Here is a 15,861-nt window from a genome sequence, read left to right as displayed (position 1 = left end):
GGCTGAACCCCATCGGAGAGCCAGGCGGATGATCTCTCACCCGCATCGCTGCGTGTTCGTGCATGTTCCGAAGACGGCCGGGCAGAGTATCGAGCGCGTCTTCCTCGATCTGCTGGGGCTGAACTGGAAGCAGCGTGGTGAGCTGCTGCTCCGGTACAACGCCGACCCCAGCCTGGGCCCGCCTCGGCTCGCGCATCTGTGCGCGGCGGATTACGTTCGCTGCGGGCACCTCTCCGAGTCCCGGTTCGCCGACTATTTCAGCTTCTCGTTCGTGAGAAATCCGTGGGACCGCACGGTGTCCTTCTACAAGTACATCGGCGAGCCCGCGCGGTGCGAGTTCAAGCGGTTCGCCCTCGAGGTGCTGCCGCGGGACCTGTGGCAGGGCATGTACTGGTTCGTCCGCCCGCAAACGGAGTACCTCTACGACAACGGGCGGCTGATGGTCGATTTCGTGGGACGCTTCGAGCGCCTGGAGAGTGATTTCCGGGAGATCTGCCGGCGGCTCGAGCTGCCCTGCGCCCGCCTGCCGTTCGTCAATCGCTCGGACGGTACCCGCCGGCAACTGCTGGCCGGGGCCAGGCACATCCTGAGGGCCCTCGATCCCTGCAGCCCCGCGTTTGGGAATTTCCGCGGCCGGCCGCTCAGCCGGCATGCCCGCTTCGAGGACTACTACGATGACGAGACATGGCAGGCGGTGGCGGCGCTCTACCGGCCGGATGTCGAGACCTTCGGATACCGGTGAGGTGACGGTGCCATCAGGACCGTGCGAGCCAGCCGGACAGGTCCCGGTCGAGTAGCGTGCCGAGCCGCTCGACGTCATCGGCAAAGTAGTCCCGCAGCTCGTCGCGCATGGCCGTATCGAGTGGTGCCCTGCGCGCCGGTCGGGTATTGAGGCGCCGCATGGCGGCGGCGAGCCCCCAGTCCTTCGGCAGCCACAGCCGGTCGCGCAGCAGGGAAGTCCCGCGGATCAGCAGCGACAGCGCCACGGAACGGGTCTGCGGTGCGGTGTTGACCGCCGGGAACGCGTCCCGACCGTCGTCGCCCGCGCCGAGGAACGCCAGCACGCGCCGGTATTCGCGGCCCGGGTCTTCGCGCAGGTCGTCGACCAGGATCGGTAGCACGCGTTCGCGCTCGACACGGCCGTAGAGGCGCTCCAGCTGCTCGCCCAGCCGACAGTAAGGCCCGTACAGGAGCCGCTCGGGATCGCCGCGCGCGGTGAAAGGCACGCGCCGCCCGGCGCGCCGCCGCTCCTGCAGCCGCCAGGCCCGCTCGAAGCCGCGCACCGTTTCCCAGCCCTGGCGCAGGCACTCGTCGTGCAACGCCGGTGCCATTTCCATGGGGTTGCGCAGACAGACGATGAACCGGGCGTCCGGCTGGTAGTCGAGGATGTTGTCCACCGCCACGCGGGAATACAGGTAGTGCGTCGAGCCTTCGCCAACCGCCCGGTGACGTTCGTCGGCGTCCGCGAACAGTGACTCGTAGTCGGCCAGCGTGGCAGTGCCCGGTATGCCGTCGCGATTGAAGAAGTGCGGCTCCTTGCGCGGGCTGAAGTAGACGCTCGGATGCTCGGAGAGCCACTGCGCGAGAGAACTGGTGGCGCACTTGGGGGCTCCGAGGATGAAGAAGTCCGGTTTCCTGATGGCCGCCTCCGATGGACCTCCCGTCGGCACTGAGGCATTGTTGGGGCGTGTGCAGTCGATCTGCAAGGCGTGAGCAAGGGCGCAGCCGCTGCTCGGTGGTGCACGCCGTACGCACCACGGATCCCGCGGCCGGCGGCTTTGTCACCTACCTCCAGAGCCTGCGCCGGGGCATGACGGATGACGACATCGAGCTGTGCTGGGAAGGCGTTTTCCCACGCAATGCCAACTGGCGCGTCCTGGCGCTGCTGAGGCCACTGCGGTTCCTGCGGCGGGTACGCCGGCAGCTCGAGACGGCCGACCTGCTGCATGTCCATGGCGTCTTTGGCTGGCACGTCCTGCTGAGTCTGCTGGCGGCACGCTCCCTTGGGCGCCCGCATGTTGTCTCCGTGCATGGCCATCTGCACCCCGACGCCCTGCGTGAGCGCCGCCTGTCCAAGCGGATCTGCCTGGCTTGGTTCGGGCGCCGCGCTCTCCGTCGGGCCGAGGCCGTGCTGGTGACCGCGCCGCCGGAGCGGGAAATCGTGCGGCGGTATGCGCCGCAGGCCCACATCGTGGAGGTCATGCCCGGGCTTGAGGTGCCGCCGGTGCCCGAATCGGGGGCCGTCACTCGCGCGGGTGAGGCACCCGGCCCGATACACGTGCTCTATCTCGGTCGCCTGCATCCGCACAAGGGACTGCACCGGCTTATCCGGGCTCTGGGCGAGGCACGGGCCGAGGGGCTGGACGCCGAGCTCATCGTCGCCGGCACCGGATCGCGCAGCTATCGCCTGGCGCTCTGGCTGCTGGTGCGAGGCCTGGGGCTGCGGCAGCAGGTGCGGTTTCTCGGCCACGTCGGCGCTGGCGTGCGGGCCAGGCTCTGGCGCAGAGCGGACGTCTTTGCGCTGCCTTCGCGCTCGGAGAACTTCGGCTTTGCGGCTGCCGAGGCCATGGCCGCCGGCGTGCCCGTGATCGTCAGCGAGAACGTCGGTCTTGCCTCACTGGTGGCCGGCCGCGGCTGCGGCGAGGTCGTGCCGCCCGAGAACACGGAGGCGCTCCGGCGGGCGCTGCTCGCGTACGCCGATCCATCGGTGCGGCGCGAGCAGGGCCGGCGCGCCCACGAAGCGGCCGTGGAGGCCTTTTCCCTGCAGACCATGGGGGCCGCCCACGGCGCGCTCTACCGGAGGGTCGCCGGCACGGCGCGGGGGATGGCGTCTGTCCGTGACCGCGCGCCCGACAGGGTCTAGGAGTCTGCGCCGTAGAACGTCTCCCGGCTGCGGCGGCGGATCGATGAGAAGCGCGGGCCTCAGAGCGAGAAGGAAGTTGCCTAGGGGGAGGCCGGCGCCGGCACACGAATGCCGAGGGCGGTGCTGTCGATGCCGAGGTGCCGGCGCACGGCCCGCCACAGCAGGAAGTTCCACAGGGCGAGCGTGGTCGCGGTTGCCAGCGCGGCGCCCTCGAGCCCGAACAGCGGAATCAGCAGCAGGTTCAGGCCGATGTTCAGGACCACGGCGCAGGCCAGCACCCGCAGCGTCACGCGCTCGCAGCCGGACATGTTGAGCAGGAACACCACCGAGCCGAAGGCCGCGTTGCAGACCTGGCCGATGGCAAGGATCACGATGGCGAGGTAGGCGGCAGCGTAGTCGCTGCCGAAGGCAAAGCCGATCACCGGCCTGCCGAACAGCACCAGGCACGCCACCACCAGGGCGGTCAGCGCCAGGATGACGCGGGCGGTCGTCGTCACCACCGCCTGCAGGCGCTCCCGGTCACCCAGCGCATGGAGGCGCGCGAACTGAGGCGCGGCGATCATGTTCACCGCGTGCAGGCCGAAGGCGACGAAGCCCGAGGTCTGGACCGCGACGCGGTAGATCCCGACGTCGGCGTCATCGACGAGCAGCCCGAGAATCACGATGTCGGTCTGCTGGTGTATCAGATAGGTGCCGGCGACGAGCGCCAGCGGGATCGTGCTGGTCAGCCACTCGCGTCGCCGGTACGCCGGCTGTGCCCCCGACAGCTCTTCCGGGCGCGCCCGGGCCAGCATGTGCAGGCCGGCGAGCAGCGCGACGGCAGCGGCGGCCGCATGCAGCGCCATGGCGACGTCCGGCGTGAAGGCATCACCGGCGACCAGCGCACCGACGGCGCAGAGCGCGAGGGCCAGGCTGTAGCGAATCACCAGGTCGGGCAGCTGCCCCTGCAGGACGTGCCGCAGTCCGCGCAGCGCGGCGCCGGCGAGATTGCCCAGCACCATGAGCGGCGCCAGCAACACCCCCCACGCGAAGGTGGCGAGCTGCTCGGCGCTGAAGCGCGCGGCCAGGGTCCAGGCGGCACTGCCCGCCACCAGCGTGACGCCGACCGCGAGACCGATCGCCATCACGGCCGCCCAGCGCCAGACGCCCCGCATCAGATCCCAGCGGTGGTGGGCGCGCGCCCTGGCGGTCTCGCGCACCACCAGCATGGGCAGCCCGAGCTCCGCCGGCACCACCATGAGCCAGACCAGCGCATAGACATAGGCGTACAGGCCGTAGCCCGCGGGCCCCAGGGTCCGGGCCAGCAGTATCGTGAGGGCCAGTACCAGGCCGGCACTGGTGAGCTTGATCGTCAGGCTGCCGATGCTGCCGCGTACGATCTGCGACTGGATGCCGCCACGGATCGTCGCCAGCGGGGACTCAGCCATCGACCCTGGGGTCTGGTGGCGGTGTCAGCAGCAGCAGGCGGTCCTCGCGCCACCGCCACCGCTGGCGATAGGGCATGGCGCCACCCTCGAAGGGCACCGCCAGCCGTTGCCCGTCCCAGCTCACCCCTTCGGCGCCCGGCGGTGTCGAGATGACGGAAGCGCGTGTCGCCCGGGTGAGTGACTGGACAGGCAGGGTGGAGCCATCCGGCAGGGTCACCGCCGCGCCCTCGGCACTATCGCCGATCGGCGCGGCGGCAAGCCGATGGAAGGCCAGGGCGCCGCGGCGCGGACCGAAGGACGTGCTCAGCACGACCCGCGTGTCGTCCAGGAAGGTCATGCCCTGGACCTTGTTGCGATGGTGCAGGGCGGCATCGGGTCGGTACACCTCGAACGCCACGCCGGCGAAATTGACGCGATAGCGCGCCTGGCTCACGGGGCGCAGGGTGTCCTGGTCGATGCGGTAGCCCGCCGTCCAGCCGCGCGTCTCCGCGTCCGGCGCCTGGTAGTGGGCGGGCAGGGGATTGCCCCGGCGGCCGCGCTGGAAGTTGCCTATCCACAGGGTGCCTTCGTGCGCGGTGATGAAGTCGCCGCTGGCATCCACCCCGATCGCTCGCTCGTTCTCCGGGCGCAGGGTTATGACCGGCTCGTCGGCGGTGCGCAACGCCTCGAGGCTGAAGCGGAACACGACGAAGTTATCCGGCAGCCACAACCGCTCGTACAGTTCCGCGACGCCACCGGCGTGGCGGCGCATCGGCGTGCCGTCCGGCTCCTCGAGCAGGGCCAGGCGTTGCGCCCGGCCGGATTCGAGGTCGAACAGATACAGCGCGGAACGCTTCAGGACGCAACGGCGGAACGGTCCACGGTACCTGGCCGTGAACCGCTTGCAGAAGTAGCCGGACAGCACCGCCTCGCCCTCGTGCCCCGCCAGGTAGTCCACCCCCTGGGGCACGAAATTCCGGTGCAGGCCGGGCAGCACATGCCCGCCGACCATGAGCTCGGAGAGCAGCGGGAAGTGGCGGTCCAGTCTTGAGTCGTGCAGATTGCCGAACGCCTGCGTCTCCAGGCGGCTGTCGCCGGCCACTGGCGGCGCACAGAGCAGCAGCGCCAGCAGCGCCATTGCCGGCAGGGCCTTGCGCGGGGAGCCGGTACGTCCCGGCGGACCCGGGAGGGATCGCAAGCGTCGAATCGACATGCACTTCCGACCGTGGCCCCGTGCGGACGGAGAGTCAAGAACCGCGCCCGGTGCGCGAACGGCCTCACGCCTGCCCTCGCCGACACCGGGGTCACTTGCCAGCCGCCGGAAAAGGCGTAATCTCTTCCGCGCTGCGGCCCGCGACGTCGCCGTCGAGTGCGGGGCTGTGCGCAAGGCGCGCCGGTTTCGGCGGCTCCCCAGGCCACCCCCTTTCGCCTTCTCAACGTGCCGGGCGCGGTCGGCCCGCCCGCGTCTCGCCTGCGCGCGTGCGCGTCGTCCAGAGTTGCAGGCCTTGCTGCATGCGTGCAGCGAAGGAGCGTGTAATGGGGGCCGAATCCTTTTCCCTTCGCGGTGGCGTGGCGGCCGCCGTTCTGGCCGGCAGTCTGCTCTTGAGCCTACCGGCCGGAGATGCCGTGGCGCAGACGATCCATGCCGGAGCGCCGGTGGCGATCGGCAACGGTACGGGGCGGGTGGTGGTGGCGGCGGACGCCGCGGGGCAGCCCACGTCCGTATCGGTGGTGTTGAGCGGGGACAGCCTCGAGGGGCTGCCCACCGGCCACGATCACCAGCGGCTCCACGAGTATGTGCTGCCGATGCCCGACTCGGGGCCGCAGACGGGGTACACGCATGTGGGCCTGGACTGGATGCCCCAGGGGCACATGCCCGATGGCATCTACTCGGTGGCCCACTTCGATGTGCACTTCTATCTGGTCGACGAGGCCGAGCGTGACGGGCTGACGTTTGCCGAGGCGCACCGCGCCCATGCCCACGCCGCGCCGGCGCCCGAGCTGGTGCCGGCGGGCTTCGTGATTCCTCCGGATGGCGCCGTGGAGCGGATGGGGCTGCACGGCCTTGACCCCTCCGGTCCGGAGTTCCGCGGCGAGCCGTTCCGGCACGCGTTCATCTATGGCTATTACGGCGGCCGTCAGGTCTTCCTGGAGCCGATGGTGAGCCTGGACTTCCTGCGCGAGCGGGGCGACGTCACCCTGCCGGTGCCCCAGCCCGCGGCCTTCACCGAGGCCGGGTACTACCCGACGCGCTACCGGATCGGCTACGAGCCGGCGCGCGACGAGTACCGCATCAGCCTCGCCGGGCTGCGCCAGCAGCCTGGGGTGACCGCCGCCCGGTAGTGGACTGACGGCGGCTCCGGGCGGCGGCGGTGCGTCGCCGCCCGCCTCAAGGCCTCGCCCCGGTCGCCGATAACCCCGAAGGGGCAGAACTAGTGGAGGGCGGGGCAGTCATGACGACCATGAGCACGGTTGACCAGCGCACGCATCTCGCGGGCCAGAATCGCTTCGAGATGCTGCTGTTCATGATGGGTGGGCGGCAGCGGTTCGGGATCAACGTGTTCAAGGTGCGCGAGGTGATTCCGGCGCCGCGCATCACGCACATGCCCCATGCCCATGGCGCTGTGCGCGGCATTGCCCACGTCCGCGGCCAGACCATCCCGATGGTGGACCTCTCCCTTGCCACTACCGGCCGGCCGCTGCCGCCGGAGCGCGCCGCGTCGGTGATCGTCACCGAGTACAACCGTACTACCCAGGGCTTCCTGGTGGAGGCGGTGGACCGCATCGTGAACATCAACTGGCAGGACGTGCTGCCGCCGCCGGAGCGGGTGGCCAACCGCGCCTATCTGACCGCAGTGACCCAGGTGGACGACGCGCTGGTGCAGATCCTGGATGTGGAGAAGGTGCTCGCCGAGATCACGCCGCCGGCGACCGACGTGGCGGCGGATGCGCGCAGCCGCGCCGAGGGCCCCTACGATCATCTGCTGGTGGTGGACGACTCTCTGGTGGCGCGCAACCAGCTGCGCCAGACCCTGGAGCCGGAAGGCTGGACGGTGACCCTGGCGCGCAATGGCCAGGAGGCTCTGGAGATGCTCGGCCAGTGGGCGGATGCCAGCGACGAGCGCCTGGGTCGCACGGCGGTGGTGATCTCCGACATCGAGATGCCGCGCATGGACGGCTACACGCTGACCATGGCAATTCGCGGCGACGAGCGCCTGAATCGTCTGCGGGTGCTGCTGCACACCTCGCTCTCGGGGCAGTTCAATCAGAACATGATCGAGAAGGTTGGCGCCGACGCCTTCATCGCGAAGTTCGACGCCAGTGAGCTGGCCCGTCACGTCCGCGAGCTGATCGCGGCAGCGGCCTGAACGGCTAGGGAAGCGCTGATCAATTCCCGCGGGCCTCTGGCCGCAGGTCGCGTGTGCAGACAAGGCGCGCTGCGCAGCGCTGTACCGGGGTACAGTCAAGCAGCGCAACGCCGGCTGCGCGCGCGACCTGCGGCCCCGAAGGGCGCTCCAGAGCGGCGGCCTGGACTGCGTTGGCGTTCTTGTAAAGGGCTACGGCCATTCACTGCGAACGCCGCCTTGCCAGGCCGTCGCTCTGGAGCGCAGAGGCCCGCGGGAATTGATCAGCGCTTCCCTAGGCCTCGGATCTTATCGATCCGCGGCTGCGCGCGCGGATCGGTGACTAGAAGCGGTATTCCACGCCGGCCGAGAACATCGGCACGTAGCGGAAACTCTCGAAGCGCTGGCCGAGTCGGGCATCTTCCTGCGCCCGGAGTAGCTCGCCGTCGCTGCCTTCCTCCACCGGGACGCCCTCGAAGGCGACTCCCAGATCGAGCTGCAGCCCGAGCCGATTCTGGTTGCCGAAGTCCGCGTCCCAGCCGAGGCCGATATAGGTGCGCACGTCCTCGAGGCCGTCGCGGTCGAGGTCGTCCTGGCTGCGGCTCCAGCCGTCGAGGGTGCCGTGGCCCCAGCCGAGATCCCCGTACAGGGCACCGCCGGTGACGCGCAGGCCACCGGGCGCGAACTCCCAGTCGAGCAGGGCGGAGGCGGCGAAGTCGTCCTCGAGGGAGGCGAAGTCGTCACCTGCATCGGCGAGCGGTCCCGTGCCATCGCTGAAGCGGTTGATGCCGAAGCGGATGTCGAGCTGCTCGGAGAGGTGCGTGGTGAGCTCCATCCCGGGCCGCACCGCGGAGTTCCAGGAGCCGTTCCCCTGCGCCAGGGCGGGCGCTGTCGCGACGAGGAGGCCTGCCGCCAGAGGCGGCAGCAGCAGCGCTTTTCGGGAGAATGGACTCATGGCCGGAATTATGCCGTACACGGTGGCGCTTGCGTAGTGCCTCACATCGGCCGAGGGTGACATCTGGTCCCTTTTGGGGCGCGAAACGATTCCGGCGGCAAAACCACGGGCAGGTCTCAGTGCCGCAGGGGGCCGACCCTTATCGTGGACTCTCGATATACTGTGCCGAACACGCGGCATGTGGAGGCCGATGAGCGCCCACGTCGACAGTCACTGGTTTCGCCAACGGTTCCTGGCCCAGCCGATCGAGCCGGTCGCCGGTACGGCCGGGGAGGGGCTGTGCCCGGCGGCGGTGCTCGTGCCGCTGGTAGAGCGCTCGCGCGGGCTGCACCTCATCCTGACCCGGCGCAGTGAGCACCTGCGCGAGCACGCGGGGCAGATCAGCTTCCCGGGCGGGCGCATCGAGCCGCATGACCGGGATCCGGTCGCCGCTGCCCTGCGCGAGGCAGAGGAGGAGATCGGCCTCGGGCCGGAGTCCGTGGAGCTCCTTGGCCGGCTGCCGACCTATTGCACGGGCACCGGGTTCGTGGTCGAGCCGGTGGTGGGGCTGGTGGACCCGACCGCGCCGCTGCGTCCCGAGCCCGGAGAGGTGGCGGAGATCTTCGAGGTACCGCTGGACTTCGTCCTCGATACGCGCAACCACCGGCGGCACGTGGTCCACCGGCGGGGCCGCAAATATCGCCTCTGGGCAATGCCCTACGGGGAATACTTCATCTGGGGGGCCACTGCCGGCATGCTGCTGGAGCTGGGGCGGCAGCTGCACGGGGCGGAGTGGCCGCCCGCCGGCGACGGGGAGTAGGGCGCCCATGTGCGAGCTGCTCGGCATGAGCGCCAACACGCCCACGGATATCTGCTTCAGCTTCACCGGGCTGATGCAGCGCGGCGGGCGCACCGGACCGCATCGGGACGGCTGGGGGATCGCCTTCTACGAGGACCGCGGCTGCCGGGTATTCCATGACCCGGTGCCAAGCGCGGACTCCGAGATCGCCCGGCTGCTGCAGCGCTACTCGATCAAGAGCGGCATCGTTATCTGCCACATCCGCAAGGCCACCCACGGCCGCGTCGCCCTGGAAAACACCCATCCCTTTCAGCGCGAGCTCTGGGGCCGACCCTGGACCTTCGCCCACAACGGCAAGCTGCGCGGCGTGAAGCGCCTGCCACTGCGCCATTACCGGCCGGTGGGCACCACCGACAGCGAGCACGCCTTCTGCTGGCTGCTGGACCAGCTGCGCGAGCGCTTCCCGCGACCCCCGCGGCGGCGGGAAACCCTTTGGCGGGAGGTGGCGCGACTGACCCGAATGCTGCACGACTACGGCAGCTGCAATGTCCTCATGAGCGACGGGCGGGTGCTCTACGCCTTCTGCAGCACGCACCTGCACTGGCTGACGAGATGCGCGCCGTTCGGCGAGGCGAGCCTGCTGGATGCCGAGCTGCGCGTCGACTTCTCCGAGGTCACCACACCGCGGGACGTGGTGACCGTGATCGCCACGCGCCCGCTCACGGCCGATGAGGCGTGGACGCCCATCGCGCGTGGCTCGCTGGTGGTGTTCGACGACGGCGTGGCGCGCGCGGTCTCGGGGCAGGGGATCCGGGAGCTGGCGCCGGCCAGCACGCGGCCGGCGGTCGAGGCCGAGCAGGAGGCCCGCGTGGGTTAGCCCGCATATCTCACCGATTCACGGCTGCGGGCGCGGATCTGGCGGGCAGTCCGGCGTTGCGCTCGGCCCGGGTGCTCGACGTACTGTCGAGTACGCCTGCGCGCCCGGGCTCTCCCGCGCCTTGTTCTGCCCGCCATCTCCACGCCCTCGCTGCGCGAATCGGTGAGATATGCGGGCTAACGCTCGGGCGGGCGCTCCGCGAAGCGGGCCTGGGCGTCCGCGCTGGCCTCGTCCTGGTAGCGCGCCTTCCACTCGCTGTAGGGCATGCCGTAGACAATCTCCCGGGCGGCCTCCTTGTCCATGGGAATGCCCCTGGCTTCGGCGGCCTCCGCGTACCAGCGGGAGAGACAGTTGCGACAGAATCCGGCAAGGTTCATGAGGTCGATGTTCTGCACGTCCGTGCGCTCGCGCAGGTGCTCGACCAGGCGCCGGAATGCAGCGGCCTCGAGCTCGGTGCGGGTCTGCTCGTCCATAGGGGTCACCTCCGTGCTGGAACCGGCCCCGGCCGCGCTGCGGGCGGGTGGTGTGGTGCAGCGTGTGCCGTACAATACCGGTCCACACAGGCTGCGCAAACAGCCCCTCGGGGCCGGCAGCCCTGGCAAGGGCAGAGGCCGCACAGGCAGGCGGCAGGGGAGCTTATCGGGATGAACATGGCCCGCGTCGGTGAGCAATGCGGGGTGGCTCGTGACGGGCGAGCCAGTGTGCTGCGCTACGTCAGCGCCGGTGTGCTGTTGCTGGGGGCTTGGGTGGCCGGCGCGGCGGCGGCGCTCACGTATCCGCTGCCGCCGGCGGATACGGACGTGATCGGAGAGATCCGCATCATCGAGGCGGACCGCTCCGATACGCTGCTCGACCTCGGCCGCAGCTACGGTATCGGCTACGAGGAGATGCGCCGCGCCAACCCCGACGTGGACGTCTGGCTGCCGGGCGAGGGCACGGAGATCGTGATCCCCACCCGCTTCGTGCTACCGGACGCACCCCGGGAGGGCCTGGTGATCAACCTGGCGGAGATGCGCCTCTACTATTACCCGCCGGCGGACGAGGACGGCCGGCGCACGGTGGAGACCTACCCCATCAGCGTGGGCCGCATGGACTGGACCACCCCGCTTGGCGAGACGCGGATCGTCGCCAAGGAGGAGAATCCCTACTGGTATCCGCCGGAATCCATCCGCGAGGAGGCCCGTGCCGAGGGCCGGGAGCTGCCGAAGGCGGTGCCGCCCGGGCCGCAGAACCCACTCGGCCGCCACAAGATGCGGCTGGACATCCCCGGTGGCGCCTACCTCATCCACGGAACCAACAACCCGCTCGGCATCGGCATGCGCGTCACCCACGGCTGCGTGCGCATGTTCCCGGAAGACGTGGAGTCCCTGTTCGAGCGCCTGCCCGTGAACACCGCCGTGCGCATCGTCAACCAGCCGGTGAAGGCCGGCTGGGTCGCCGGCACGCTGTTCGTCGAGACGCACCCCATCCTGCCGCCGGAGGCCGAGGAGCTGACGGCCCCGGTGCAGCCGCCGGCCCTGCAGACCGCGGTGGAGGCCCTGGCCGGCGTGGTCCTGCGCGGATCGGCCCGGGTGGACCACGAGCGCCTGGGGCAGGCGGTGCGTGCAGCCTCGGGAATGCCAGTGGCGGTATCCCGGGAGGCCTCTTCGTCCTTCGCCGCCACCTCGCCGGTCCTCGCCGGGAGTGGCGACCCCCTCGAATAACGAAACACGGAGACCATCCATGCAACGGTCCGTCAGCGACGCGGCGGGGGCCGCGTCGGCCCGCAGCGGTGTCGGCGCCGCCCTGGAGCGCTACTTCGACATTCCCGCCAACGGCAGCACGCTGCGTACCGAGCTGCTGGCGGGGCTCGCCACCTTCCTGGCGGCGATGTACATCATCGTGGTCAATCCCGCGATCCTGAGCGACGCCGGGATCCCGTTTCCGGCGGCGCTCACGGCCACGGTGATCATCAGCTTCATCGCGAGCCTCGGCATGGGGCTGTACGCGCGCAACCCGATCCTGGTGGCGCCAGGTATGGGGATGAACGCACTGTTCAGCTACACCCTGGTCCAGGGGGCGGGAATCGAGTGGCAGACGGCGCTGGGCTGCGTGTTCTGGGCCGGCGTGCTGTTCTCGATGCTTGCGGTGTTCAACGTCCGCCAGTGGATCGTCGACGCCATCCCGGCCCAGCTTCGCTACGGCATCACCTGCGGCATCGGGCTGTTCATCACGCTGATCGGGTTCAAGAACGCACAGTTCATCGTGCAGAGTCCGGCGACGCTCGTCACCGCCGCGCCGGTGGACGCCGCGGTGCTCACCTTTCTCGCCGGCCTCGGCATCACCGCCGTGCTGGTGGCGCGCCGGGTTACCGGAGCGCTGATCCTCGGCATCATTGCCACCACTATCCTCGCCATCCCCATCGGGCGCCTGTGGGGAGACGGCAGCCGCTTCGCCCCGCCCGGCTCGGACGCCACCACGCTGGTCAACTGGCAGGGGCTGTTCGCGGCGCCGGACTTCAGCGCCGTGCTCCAGGTGGACATCCTCGGCGCGCTGTCCGTGGCCTACTGGCCGTTCATCTTCGTGTTCCTGTTCACCAATTTCTTCGATGCCCTGTCGACCTTCCTCGGTCTCTCCGAGGCCGCCGGGCTGAAGGACGAGAAGGGGAATCCCCGCAACCTCCGGCAGGCGATGACGGTGGACGCAGGCACCACCATGCTCGCGTCGCTGCTCGGCACCAGCCCCACGAACAGCTACATCGAGTCCGGCGCCGGCATCGCCCAGGGCGGGCGCACCGGTCTGGTGGCGGTGCTGGCGGCGATGCTGTTCCTTCCGTTCCTGTTCCTCTCGCCGCTGCTCTCGCTGGTGCCCACCATCGCCACCGCGCCGGTGCTGGTGCTGGTGGGGCTGTTCATGATGGCGCCGGTGCAGCGCATCGACTGGGCGGACTACACCATCGCCGTCCCGGCCTTTCTCGCCATGATCCTCATGCCGCTGACCTACTCCATCACCCACGGCATCGCCTATGGTTTCGTCGCCTTCGTGGTGGTCAAGGTGCTGGCGGGGCGGGGCAGCGAGGTGCGGCTCGCCATGTGGATCGTCGCCGCGCTCTCGGCGCTTATGCTGTTCAGCGGGCACTGACGCCCGTCATTTCGCGCGGCCACAAAAAACCCCGCCAGCTGGCGGGGTTTTTTCGATCAACCCCCGGCGCGGGGCCGGGCGATCGGGCGTTACTTGTACATGGAACGCTCGAACATGCGGTCGATCTTCTCCGAGTTCTGGTCTGCGGTCTGCTGTGCGGACCGGGCCAGGGCCTCGGCCTCCTCGGCCATGTCCATCGCGTTGCTGGACCGGCTCAGGGCCGTGTCGGCCTTCTGATCGGCCTGCTGCGCCCGGTTGTTCGCCTGCTCGGCGAGACGGGTGGTCTCCTCGAGCTGCGCCTGCATGTCGCTGGACGCCTGGGTCGCGCAACCGACGACGAAGCTGAGAGAAACCGCCGCAGCGGAAAGTTTAAGCAGAGTCTTGAGGGTCTGGGACATTGGAATGGCTCCTTGTTCATTCTCTGGCACGCTCGACGGTCCGTGCCGATGGGCGGTGCCCGCGCCGGACCGCTGGTCGCCATCATTGCTATACAGGCCTGCGGATTCAAGCCCTTCGCGGCAGAGGCTGGGTCCAGTATACCTGGTGTCGCCTGCCAGAGGCCTGTTTTGCAGGGCGTTACGGTCCGCGAGCGGTTCGCTGTTACCGGACGACGACAGGCGTGCCGACGTCCACGAGGGCCGCGAGGCGTTCGATCTCGTTGTTCGTCATCGCGATGCAGCCCTGCGTCCAGTGGAAGCGGCGGTGGATCTCCGGGTCCCCCTCGCCGATGCCGTGCAGCCCGATATGTCCCCCCAGGGGGCCATCCTGCGGCATGCCGCCGTAACGCAGGGCGTGGTCCAGGGTGCGCTGGTATTCCGCCCGGTCCATATGCCCCTCACGGCGGGCCCGGTCGACATGCTCCAGGGTGGGGTAGTTCAGCCCGAGGAAGATGTGGAAGCGGCTTTCCCGATGGATGCGGGTGATGCGAAACCGGCCGAGGGGCGTGGTCTGGTCGCCGTTCAGGTGCAGCGGGGCGACACCGCCGCGGCCGAAGGCGATGCCGCGAATCTCCAGCAGACGCTCGCCGCCCTCGCGTACCTCGGTCACCTCGCGCTCGGTATCCACCAGCACCCAGCGCCCGGATGGCTCAGTCGCGGACGCGGCAGCGGCGACCAGCAGCAGCAGGGGCAGCAGACAGCGGAGCAGTCCTGTCATCAGAGGAGGAAGCGGTAGAGGTCCGTTTCGGAGAAGGGCCAGAACAGCTCACGGCCGCTGTCGGCCCGGCGCACCACCGGAATGCGCTCGCCATAGGCCGACTCGGCGGCGGCATCGCCGATGATCTCCCGCGGTGCCACCGTGAAGCCGCGACGCTCGGCCACCGGCCACAGCATCTCGAGGGCCTGGTCACAGAGGTGACAACCATCGGTGGTGTAGAAGTCGAGCGTGCGCCGCCCGCCGTGGGTGATGCCCGTCATGGTGCCCTGCCGCATGGTAGGATTGGAGTTTGCCAACAAGCCGTTGCACGCACAACCTCAGAAACCATGCTGGATCGCCGCCTCAGCGTCGCCCCGATGATGGACTGGACCGACCCTGCGTGTCGGTACCTGCTGCGCCTGATCAGCCGGCACACGCTGCTCTACACCGAGATGGTCCCCGCCCAGGCCGTCTGGCACGGCAGGGTGGAGCGCTTCCTCGCCCATCATGCGAGCGAGCACCCGCTGGCCGTGCAGTTCGGCGGTGCCGATGCCGAGCAGCTCGCGTTCTGCGCGCGCGAGGCCGAGGCCTGGGGCTACGATGAGGTCAATCTCAATGTCGGCTGTCCGAGCGACCGGGTCCAGTCCGGGCGCTTTGGCGCCTGCCTGATGGCCGAGCCCGGGCTCGTCGCGGAGCTGGTGGCAGCCATGCGGGAGGCGACCACGCTGCCGGTGACGGTCAAGACCCGCATCGGCATCGACCACCAGGACGACTATGCGAGCTTCCTGCGCTTCGTGGATACCGTGGCGGAGGCCGGTTGCGGCACGTTCATCATCCATGCGCGCAAGGCCTGGCTGAAGGGGCTGAGCCCCAGGCAGAACCGCGAGATCCCGCCGTTGCGCTACGAGTTCGTCGAGGCCCTGAAGCGCGACCGGCCGGGGCTCGAGGTGATCATCAACGGCGGCATCACCACGCTCGCCGAGGCCGAGGCCTGGCTCGAGCATGTCGACGGCGTCATGATCGGGCGCGAGGCCTACCACAACCCCTATCTGCTCGCCGAAGCCGATCGCCGCCTCTTCGGGGACAGCGATGCCCGGCCGCCAAGCCGCGAGGCCGTGGTGGCCGGCTACCGGGAGTACGTTGCCGGGGAGCTCGCCCGCGGCGCTCGCCTCTCCCGCATGAGCCGTCACCTGGTAGGCCTGTTCCAGGGCCTCCCCGGCGCCCGCGCCTGGCGCCGGACCCTGAGCGAGGGCGCGGCCCGTGCGGACGCGGGTACCGAAGTCATCGACCGGGCGCTGGCGGAGGTCACCGACCGCGCGGCTCCGGAGGCGGCGGGGATGCGCGCGAGCGCCTGATTGGCTCGTTCCCGTGGTTGCGGGAGGCG

General features: G+C 69.7%; 17 protein-coding genes. 9 read left to right on the top strand and 8 right to left on the bottom strand.

All coding sequences use genetic code 11. The features are described 5' to 3' along the window. Positions 1–28 precede the first annotated feature (28 nt). Positions 29–742 (top strand): sulfotransferase family 2 domain-containing protein, encoded by a 714-nt coding sequence (locus LMH63_RS12385; RefSeq protein WP_158280468.1) that lies wholly within the window; start codon positions 29–31, stop codon positions 740–742. Between the two features lie 13 nt (positions 743–755). On the opposite strand, the gene LMH63_RS12380 is transcribed toward LMH63_RS12385, so the two are convergent. Then, on the bottom strand, positions 756–1,670 hold the full coding sequence (locus tag LMH63_RS12380) for a sulfotransferase family protein (protein WP_229332584.1): 915 nt from the start codon (positions 1,668–1,670) through the stop codon (positions 756–758). 65 nt (positions 1,671–1,735) lie between these two features. Here LMH63_RS12380 and LMH63_RS12375 point away from each other — a divergent pair, with 65 nt between their 5' ends. After that, positions 1,736–2,863, top strand: a complete 1,128-nt coding sequence (locus LMH63_RS12375) for a glycosyltransferase (RefSeq protein WP_158280469.1) — start codon at positions 1,736–1,738, stop codon at positions 2,861–2,863. Between the two features lie 80 nt (positions 2,864–2,943). On the opposite strand, the gene LMH63_RS12370 is transcribed toward LMH63_RS12375, so the two are convergent. Continuing rightward, positions 2,944–4,290: an oligosaccharide flippase family protein gene (locus LMH63_RS12370; RefSeq protein WP_109680002.1), complete on the bottom strand. Its 1,347-nt coding sequence runs from the start codon at positions 4,288–4,290 to the stop codon at positions 2,944–2,946. Beyond that, positions 4,283–5,467 carry a hypothetical protein gene (locus LMH63_RS12365; protein WP_146205279.1) on the bottom strand — a complete coding sequence of 395 codons (1,185 nt, stop codon included), beginning with the start codon at positions 5,465–5,467 and terminating at the stop codon, positions 4,283–4,285. The genes LMH63_RS12370 and LMH63_RS12365 overlap by 8 nt, the downstream gene beginning before the upstream one ends. 428 nt (positions 5,468–5,895) lie before the next feature. Here LMH63_RS12365 and LMH63_RS12360 point away from each other — a divergent pair, with 428 nt between their 5' ends. Both LMH63_RS12360 and LMH63_RS12355 read left to right on the top strand, forming a co-directional pair. Further along, positions 5,896–6,612, top strand: coding sequence for a DUF5602 domain-containing protein (locus LMH63_RS12360; RefSeq protein ID WP_146205280.1), 717 nt, complete (start codon positions 5,896–5,898; stop codon positions 6,610–6,612). A gap of 110 nt (positions 6,613–6,722) precedes the next feature. Further along, complete coding sequence (locus LMH63_RS12355; protein WP_109680005.1) at positions 6,723–7,637, top strand: chemotaxis protein; 915 nt, start codon at positions 6,723–6,725, stop codon at positions 7,635–7,637. Positions 7,638–7,956: 319 nt separating this feature from the next. On the opposite strand, the gene LMH63_RS12350 is transcribed toward LMH63_RS12355, so the two are convergent. Next, positions 7,957–8,568 carry a hypothetical protein gene (locus LMH63_RS12350; RefSeq protein WP_146205281.1) on the bottom strand — a complete coding sequence of 204 codons (612 nt, stop codon included), beginning with the start codon at positions 8,566–8,568 and terminating at the stop codon, positions 7,957–7,959. Positions 8,569–8,758: 190 nt separating this feature from the next. Between LMH63_RS12350 and LMH63_RS12345 the strand changes: the two genes are divergently transcribed. Both LMH63_RS12345 and LMH63_RS12340 read left to right on the top strand, forming a co-directional pair. Then, complete coding sequence (locus tag LMH63_RS12345) at positions 8,759–9,367, top strand: CoA pyrophosphatase (RefSeq protein ID WP_109680007.1); 609 nt, start codon at positions 8,759–8,761, stop codon at positions 9,365–9,367. A gap of 7 nt (positions 9,368–9,374) precedes the next feature. Then, positions 9,375–10,223: a class II glutamine amidotransferase gene (locus tag LMH63_RS12340; protein ID WP_109680008.1), complete on the top strand. Its 849-nt coding sequence runs from the start codon at positions 9,375–9,377 to the stop codon at positions 10,221–10,223. A 176-nt stretch (positions 10,224–10,399) separates the two neighbouring features. Here LMH63_RS12340 and LMH63_RS12335 read toward each other — a convergent pair whose 3' ends face one another. Further along, positions 10,400–10,696, bottom strand: coding sequence for a DUF1244 domain-containing protein (locus tag LMH63_RS12335; protein WP_109680009.1), 297 nt, complete (start codon positions 10,694–10,696; stop codon positions 10,400–10,402). Positions 10,697–10,867: 171 nt separating this feature from the next. On the opposite strand from LMH63_RS12335, the gene LMH63_RS12330 reads away from it, so the two are divergent. Together LMH63_RS12330 and LMH63_RS12325 are read left to right on the top strand one after the other, a co-directional pair. Then, positions 10,868–11,926 carry a L,D-transpeptidase family protein gene (locus tag LMH63_RS12330; RefSeq protein WP_229332583.1) on the top strand — a complete coding sequence of 353 codons (1,059 nt, stop codon included), beginning with the start codon at positions 10,868–10,870 and terminating at the stop codon, positions 11,924–11,926. Positions 11,927–11,945: 19 nt separating this feature from the next. Continuing rightward, a complete protein-coding gene (locus LMH63_RS12325) occupies positions 11,946–13,343 on the top strand; it encodes an NCS2 family permease (RefSeq protein ID WP_109680010.1) in 1,398 nt (465 codons plus the stop codon). Between the two features lie 89 nt (positions 13,344–13,432). On the opposite strand, the gene LMH63_RS12320 is transcribed toward LMH63_RS12325, so the two are convergent. The 3 genes from LMH63_RS12320 to LMH63_RS12310 all read right to left on the bottom strand — a co-directional run bounded on the left by LMH63_RS12320 (position 13,433) and on the right by LMH63_RS12310 (position 14,758). Beyond that, positions 13,433–13,741, bottom strand: coding sequence for an Lpp/OprI family alanine-zipper lipoprotein (locus LMH63_RS12320; protein ID WP_109680011.1), 309 nt, complete (start codon positions 13,739–13,741; stop codon positions 13,433–13,435). Positions 13,742–13,943: 202 nt separating this feature from the next. Then, a complete protein-coding gene (locus LMH63_RS12315) occupies positions 13,944–14,498 on the bottom strand; it encodes a L,D-transpeptidase family protein (RefSeq protein WP_109680012.1) in 555 nt (184 codons plus the stop codon). Beyond that, on the bottom strand, positions 14,498–14,758 hold the full coding sequence (locus LMH63_RS12310; protein WP_109680023.1) for a glutaredoxin family protein: 261 nt from the start codon (positions 14,756–14,758) through the stop codon (positions 14,498–14,500). Before LMH63_RS12310 ends, LMH63_RS12315 begins: the two co-directional genes overlap by 1 nt. 66 nt (positions 14,759–14,824) lie before the next feature. Between LMH63_RS12310 and dusA the strand changes: the two genes are divergently transcribed. Further along, entirely contained in the window at positions 14,825–15,832 is a 1,008-nt protein-coding gene (gene dusA / locus LMH63_RS12305) for a tRNA dihydrouridine(20/20a) synthase DusA (RefSeq protein ID WP_109680013.1), read from the top strand. The last annotated feature ends 29 nt before the right edge of the window (positions 15,833–15,861 follow it).

Source organism: Spiribacter halobius, assembly GCF_020883455.1.
GTDB classification, from domain to species: Bacteria; Pseudomonadota; Gammaproteobacteria; order Nitrococcales; family Nitrococcaceae; genus Sediminicurvatus; species Sediminicurvatus halobius.
Note: the sequence above shows the minus strand (reverse complement) of the source record. Positions and strands in the feature narration are given on the sequence as shown.

What these genes read in the sequence shown, in the direction of transcription:
- LMH63_RS12385 (WP_158280468.1), top strand. Translation starts at nt 29, where the DNA reads ATGATCTCTCACCCGCATCGCTGCGTGTTCGTGCATGTTCCGAAGACG.
- LMH63_RS12370 (WP_109680002.1), bottom strand. Translation starts at nt 4,290, where the DNA reads ATGGCTGAGTCCCCGCTGGCGACGATCCGTGGCGGCATCCAGTCGCAG.
- LMH63_RS12355 (WP_109680005.1), top strand. Translation starts at nt 6,723, where the DNA reads ATGACGACCATGAGCACGGTTGACCAGCGCACGCATCTCGCGGGCCAG.
- LMH63_RS12350 (WP_146205281.1), bottom strand. Translation starts at nt 8,568, where the DNA reads ATGAGTCCATTCTCCCGAAAAGCGCTGCTGCTGCCGCCTCTGGCGGCA.
- LMH63_RS12345 (WP_109680007.1), top strand. Translation starts at nt 8,759, where the DNA reads ATGAGCGCCCACGTCGACAGTCACTGGTTTCGCCAACGGTTCCTGGCC.
- LMH63_RS12340 (WP_109680008.1), top strand. Translation starts at nt 9,375, where the DNA reads ATGTGCGAGCTGCTCGGCATGAGCGCCAACACGCCCACGGATATCTGC.
- LMH63_RS12335 (WP_109680009.1), bottom strand. Translation starts at nt 10,696, where the DNA reads ATGGACGAGCAGACCCGCACCGAGCTCGAGGCCGCTGCATTCCGGCGC.
- LMH63_RS12330 (WP_229332583.1), top strand. Translation starts at nt 10,868, where the DNA reads ATGAACATGGCCCGCGTCGGTGAGCAATGCGGGGTGGCTCGTGACGGG.
- LMH63_RS12325 (WP_109680010.1), top strand. Translation starts at nt 11,946, where the DNA reads ATGCAACGGTCCGTCAGCGACGCGGCGGGGGCCGCGTCGGCCCGCAGC.
- LMH63_RS12320 (WP_109680011.1), bottom strand. Translation starts at nt 13,741, where the DNA reads ATGTCCCAGACCCTCAAGACTCTGCTTAAACTTTCCGCTGCGGCGGTT.
- LMH63_RS12315 (WP_109680012.1), bottom strand. Translation starts at nt 14,498, where the DNA reads ATGACAGGACTGCTCCGCTGTCTGCTGCCCCTGCTGCTGCTGGTCGCC.
- LMH63_RS12310 (WP_109680023.1), bottom strand. Translation starts at nt 14,758, where the DNA reads ATGACGGGCATCACCCACGGCGGGCGGCGCACGCTCGACTTCTACACC.
- dusA (WP_109680013.1), top strand. Translation starts at nt 14,825, where the DNA reads ATGCTGGATCGCCGCCTCAGCGTCGCCCCGATGATGGACTGGACCGAC.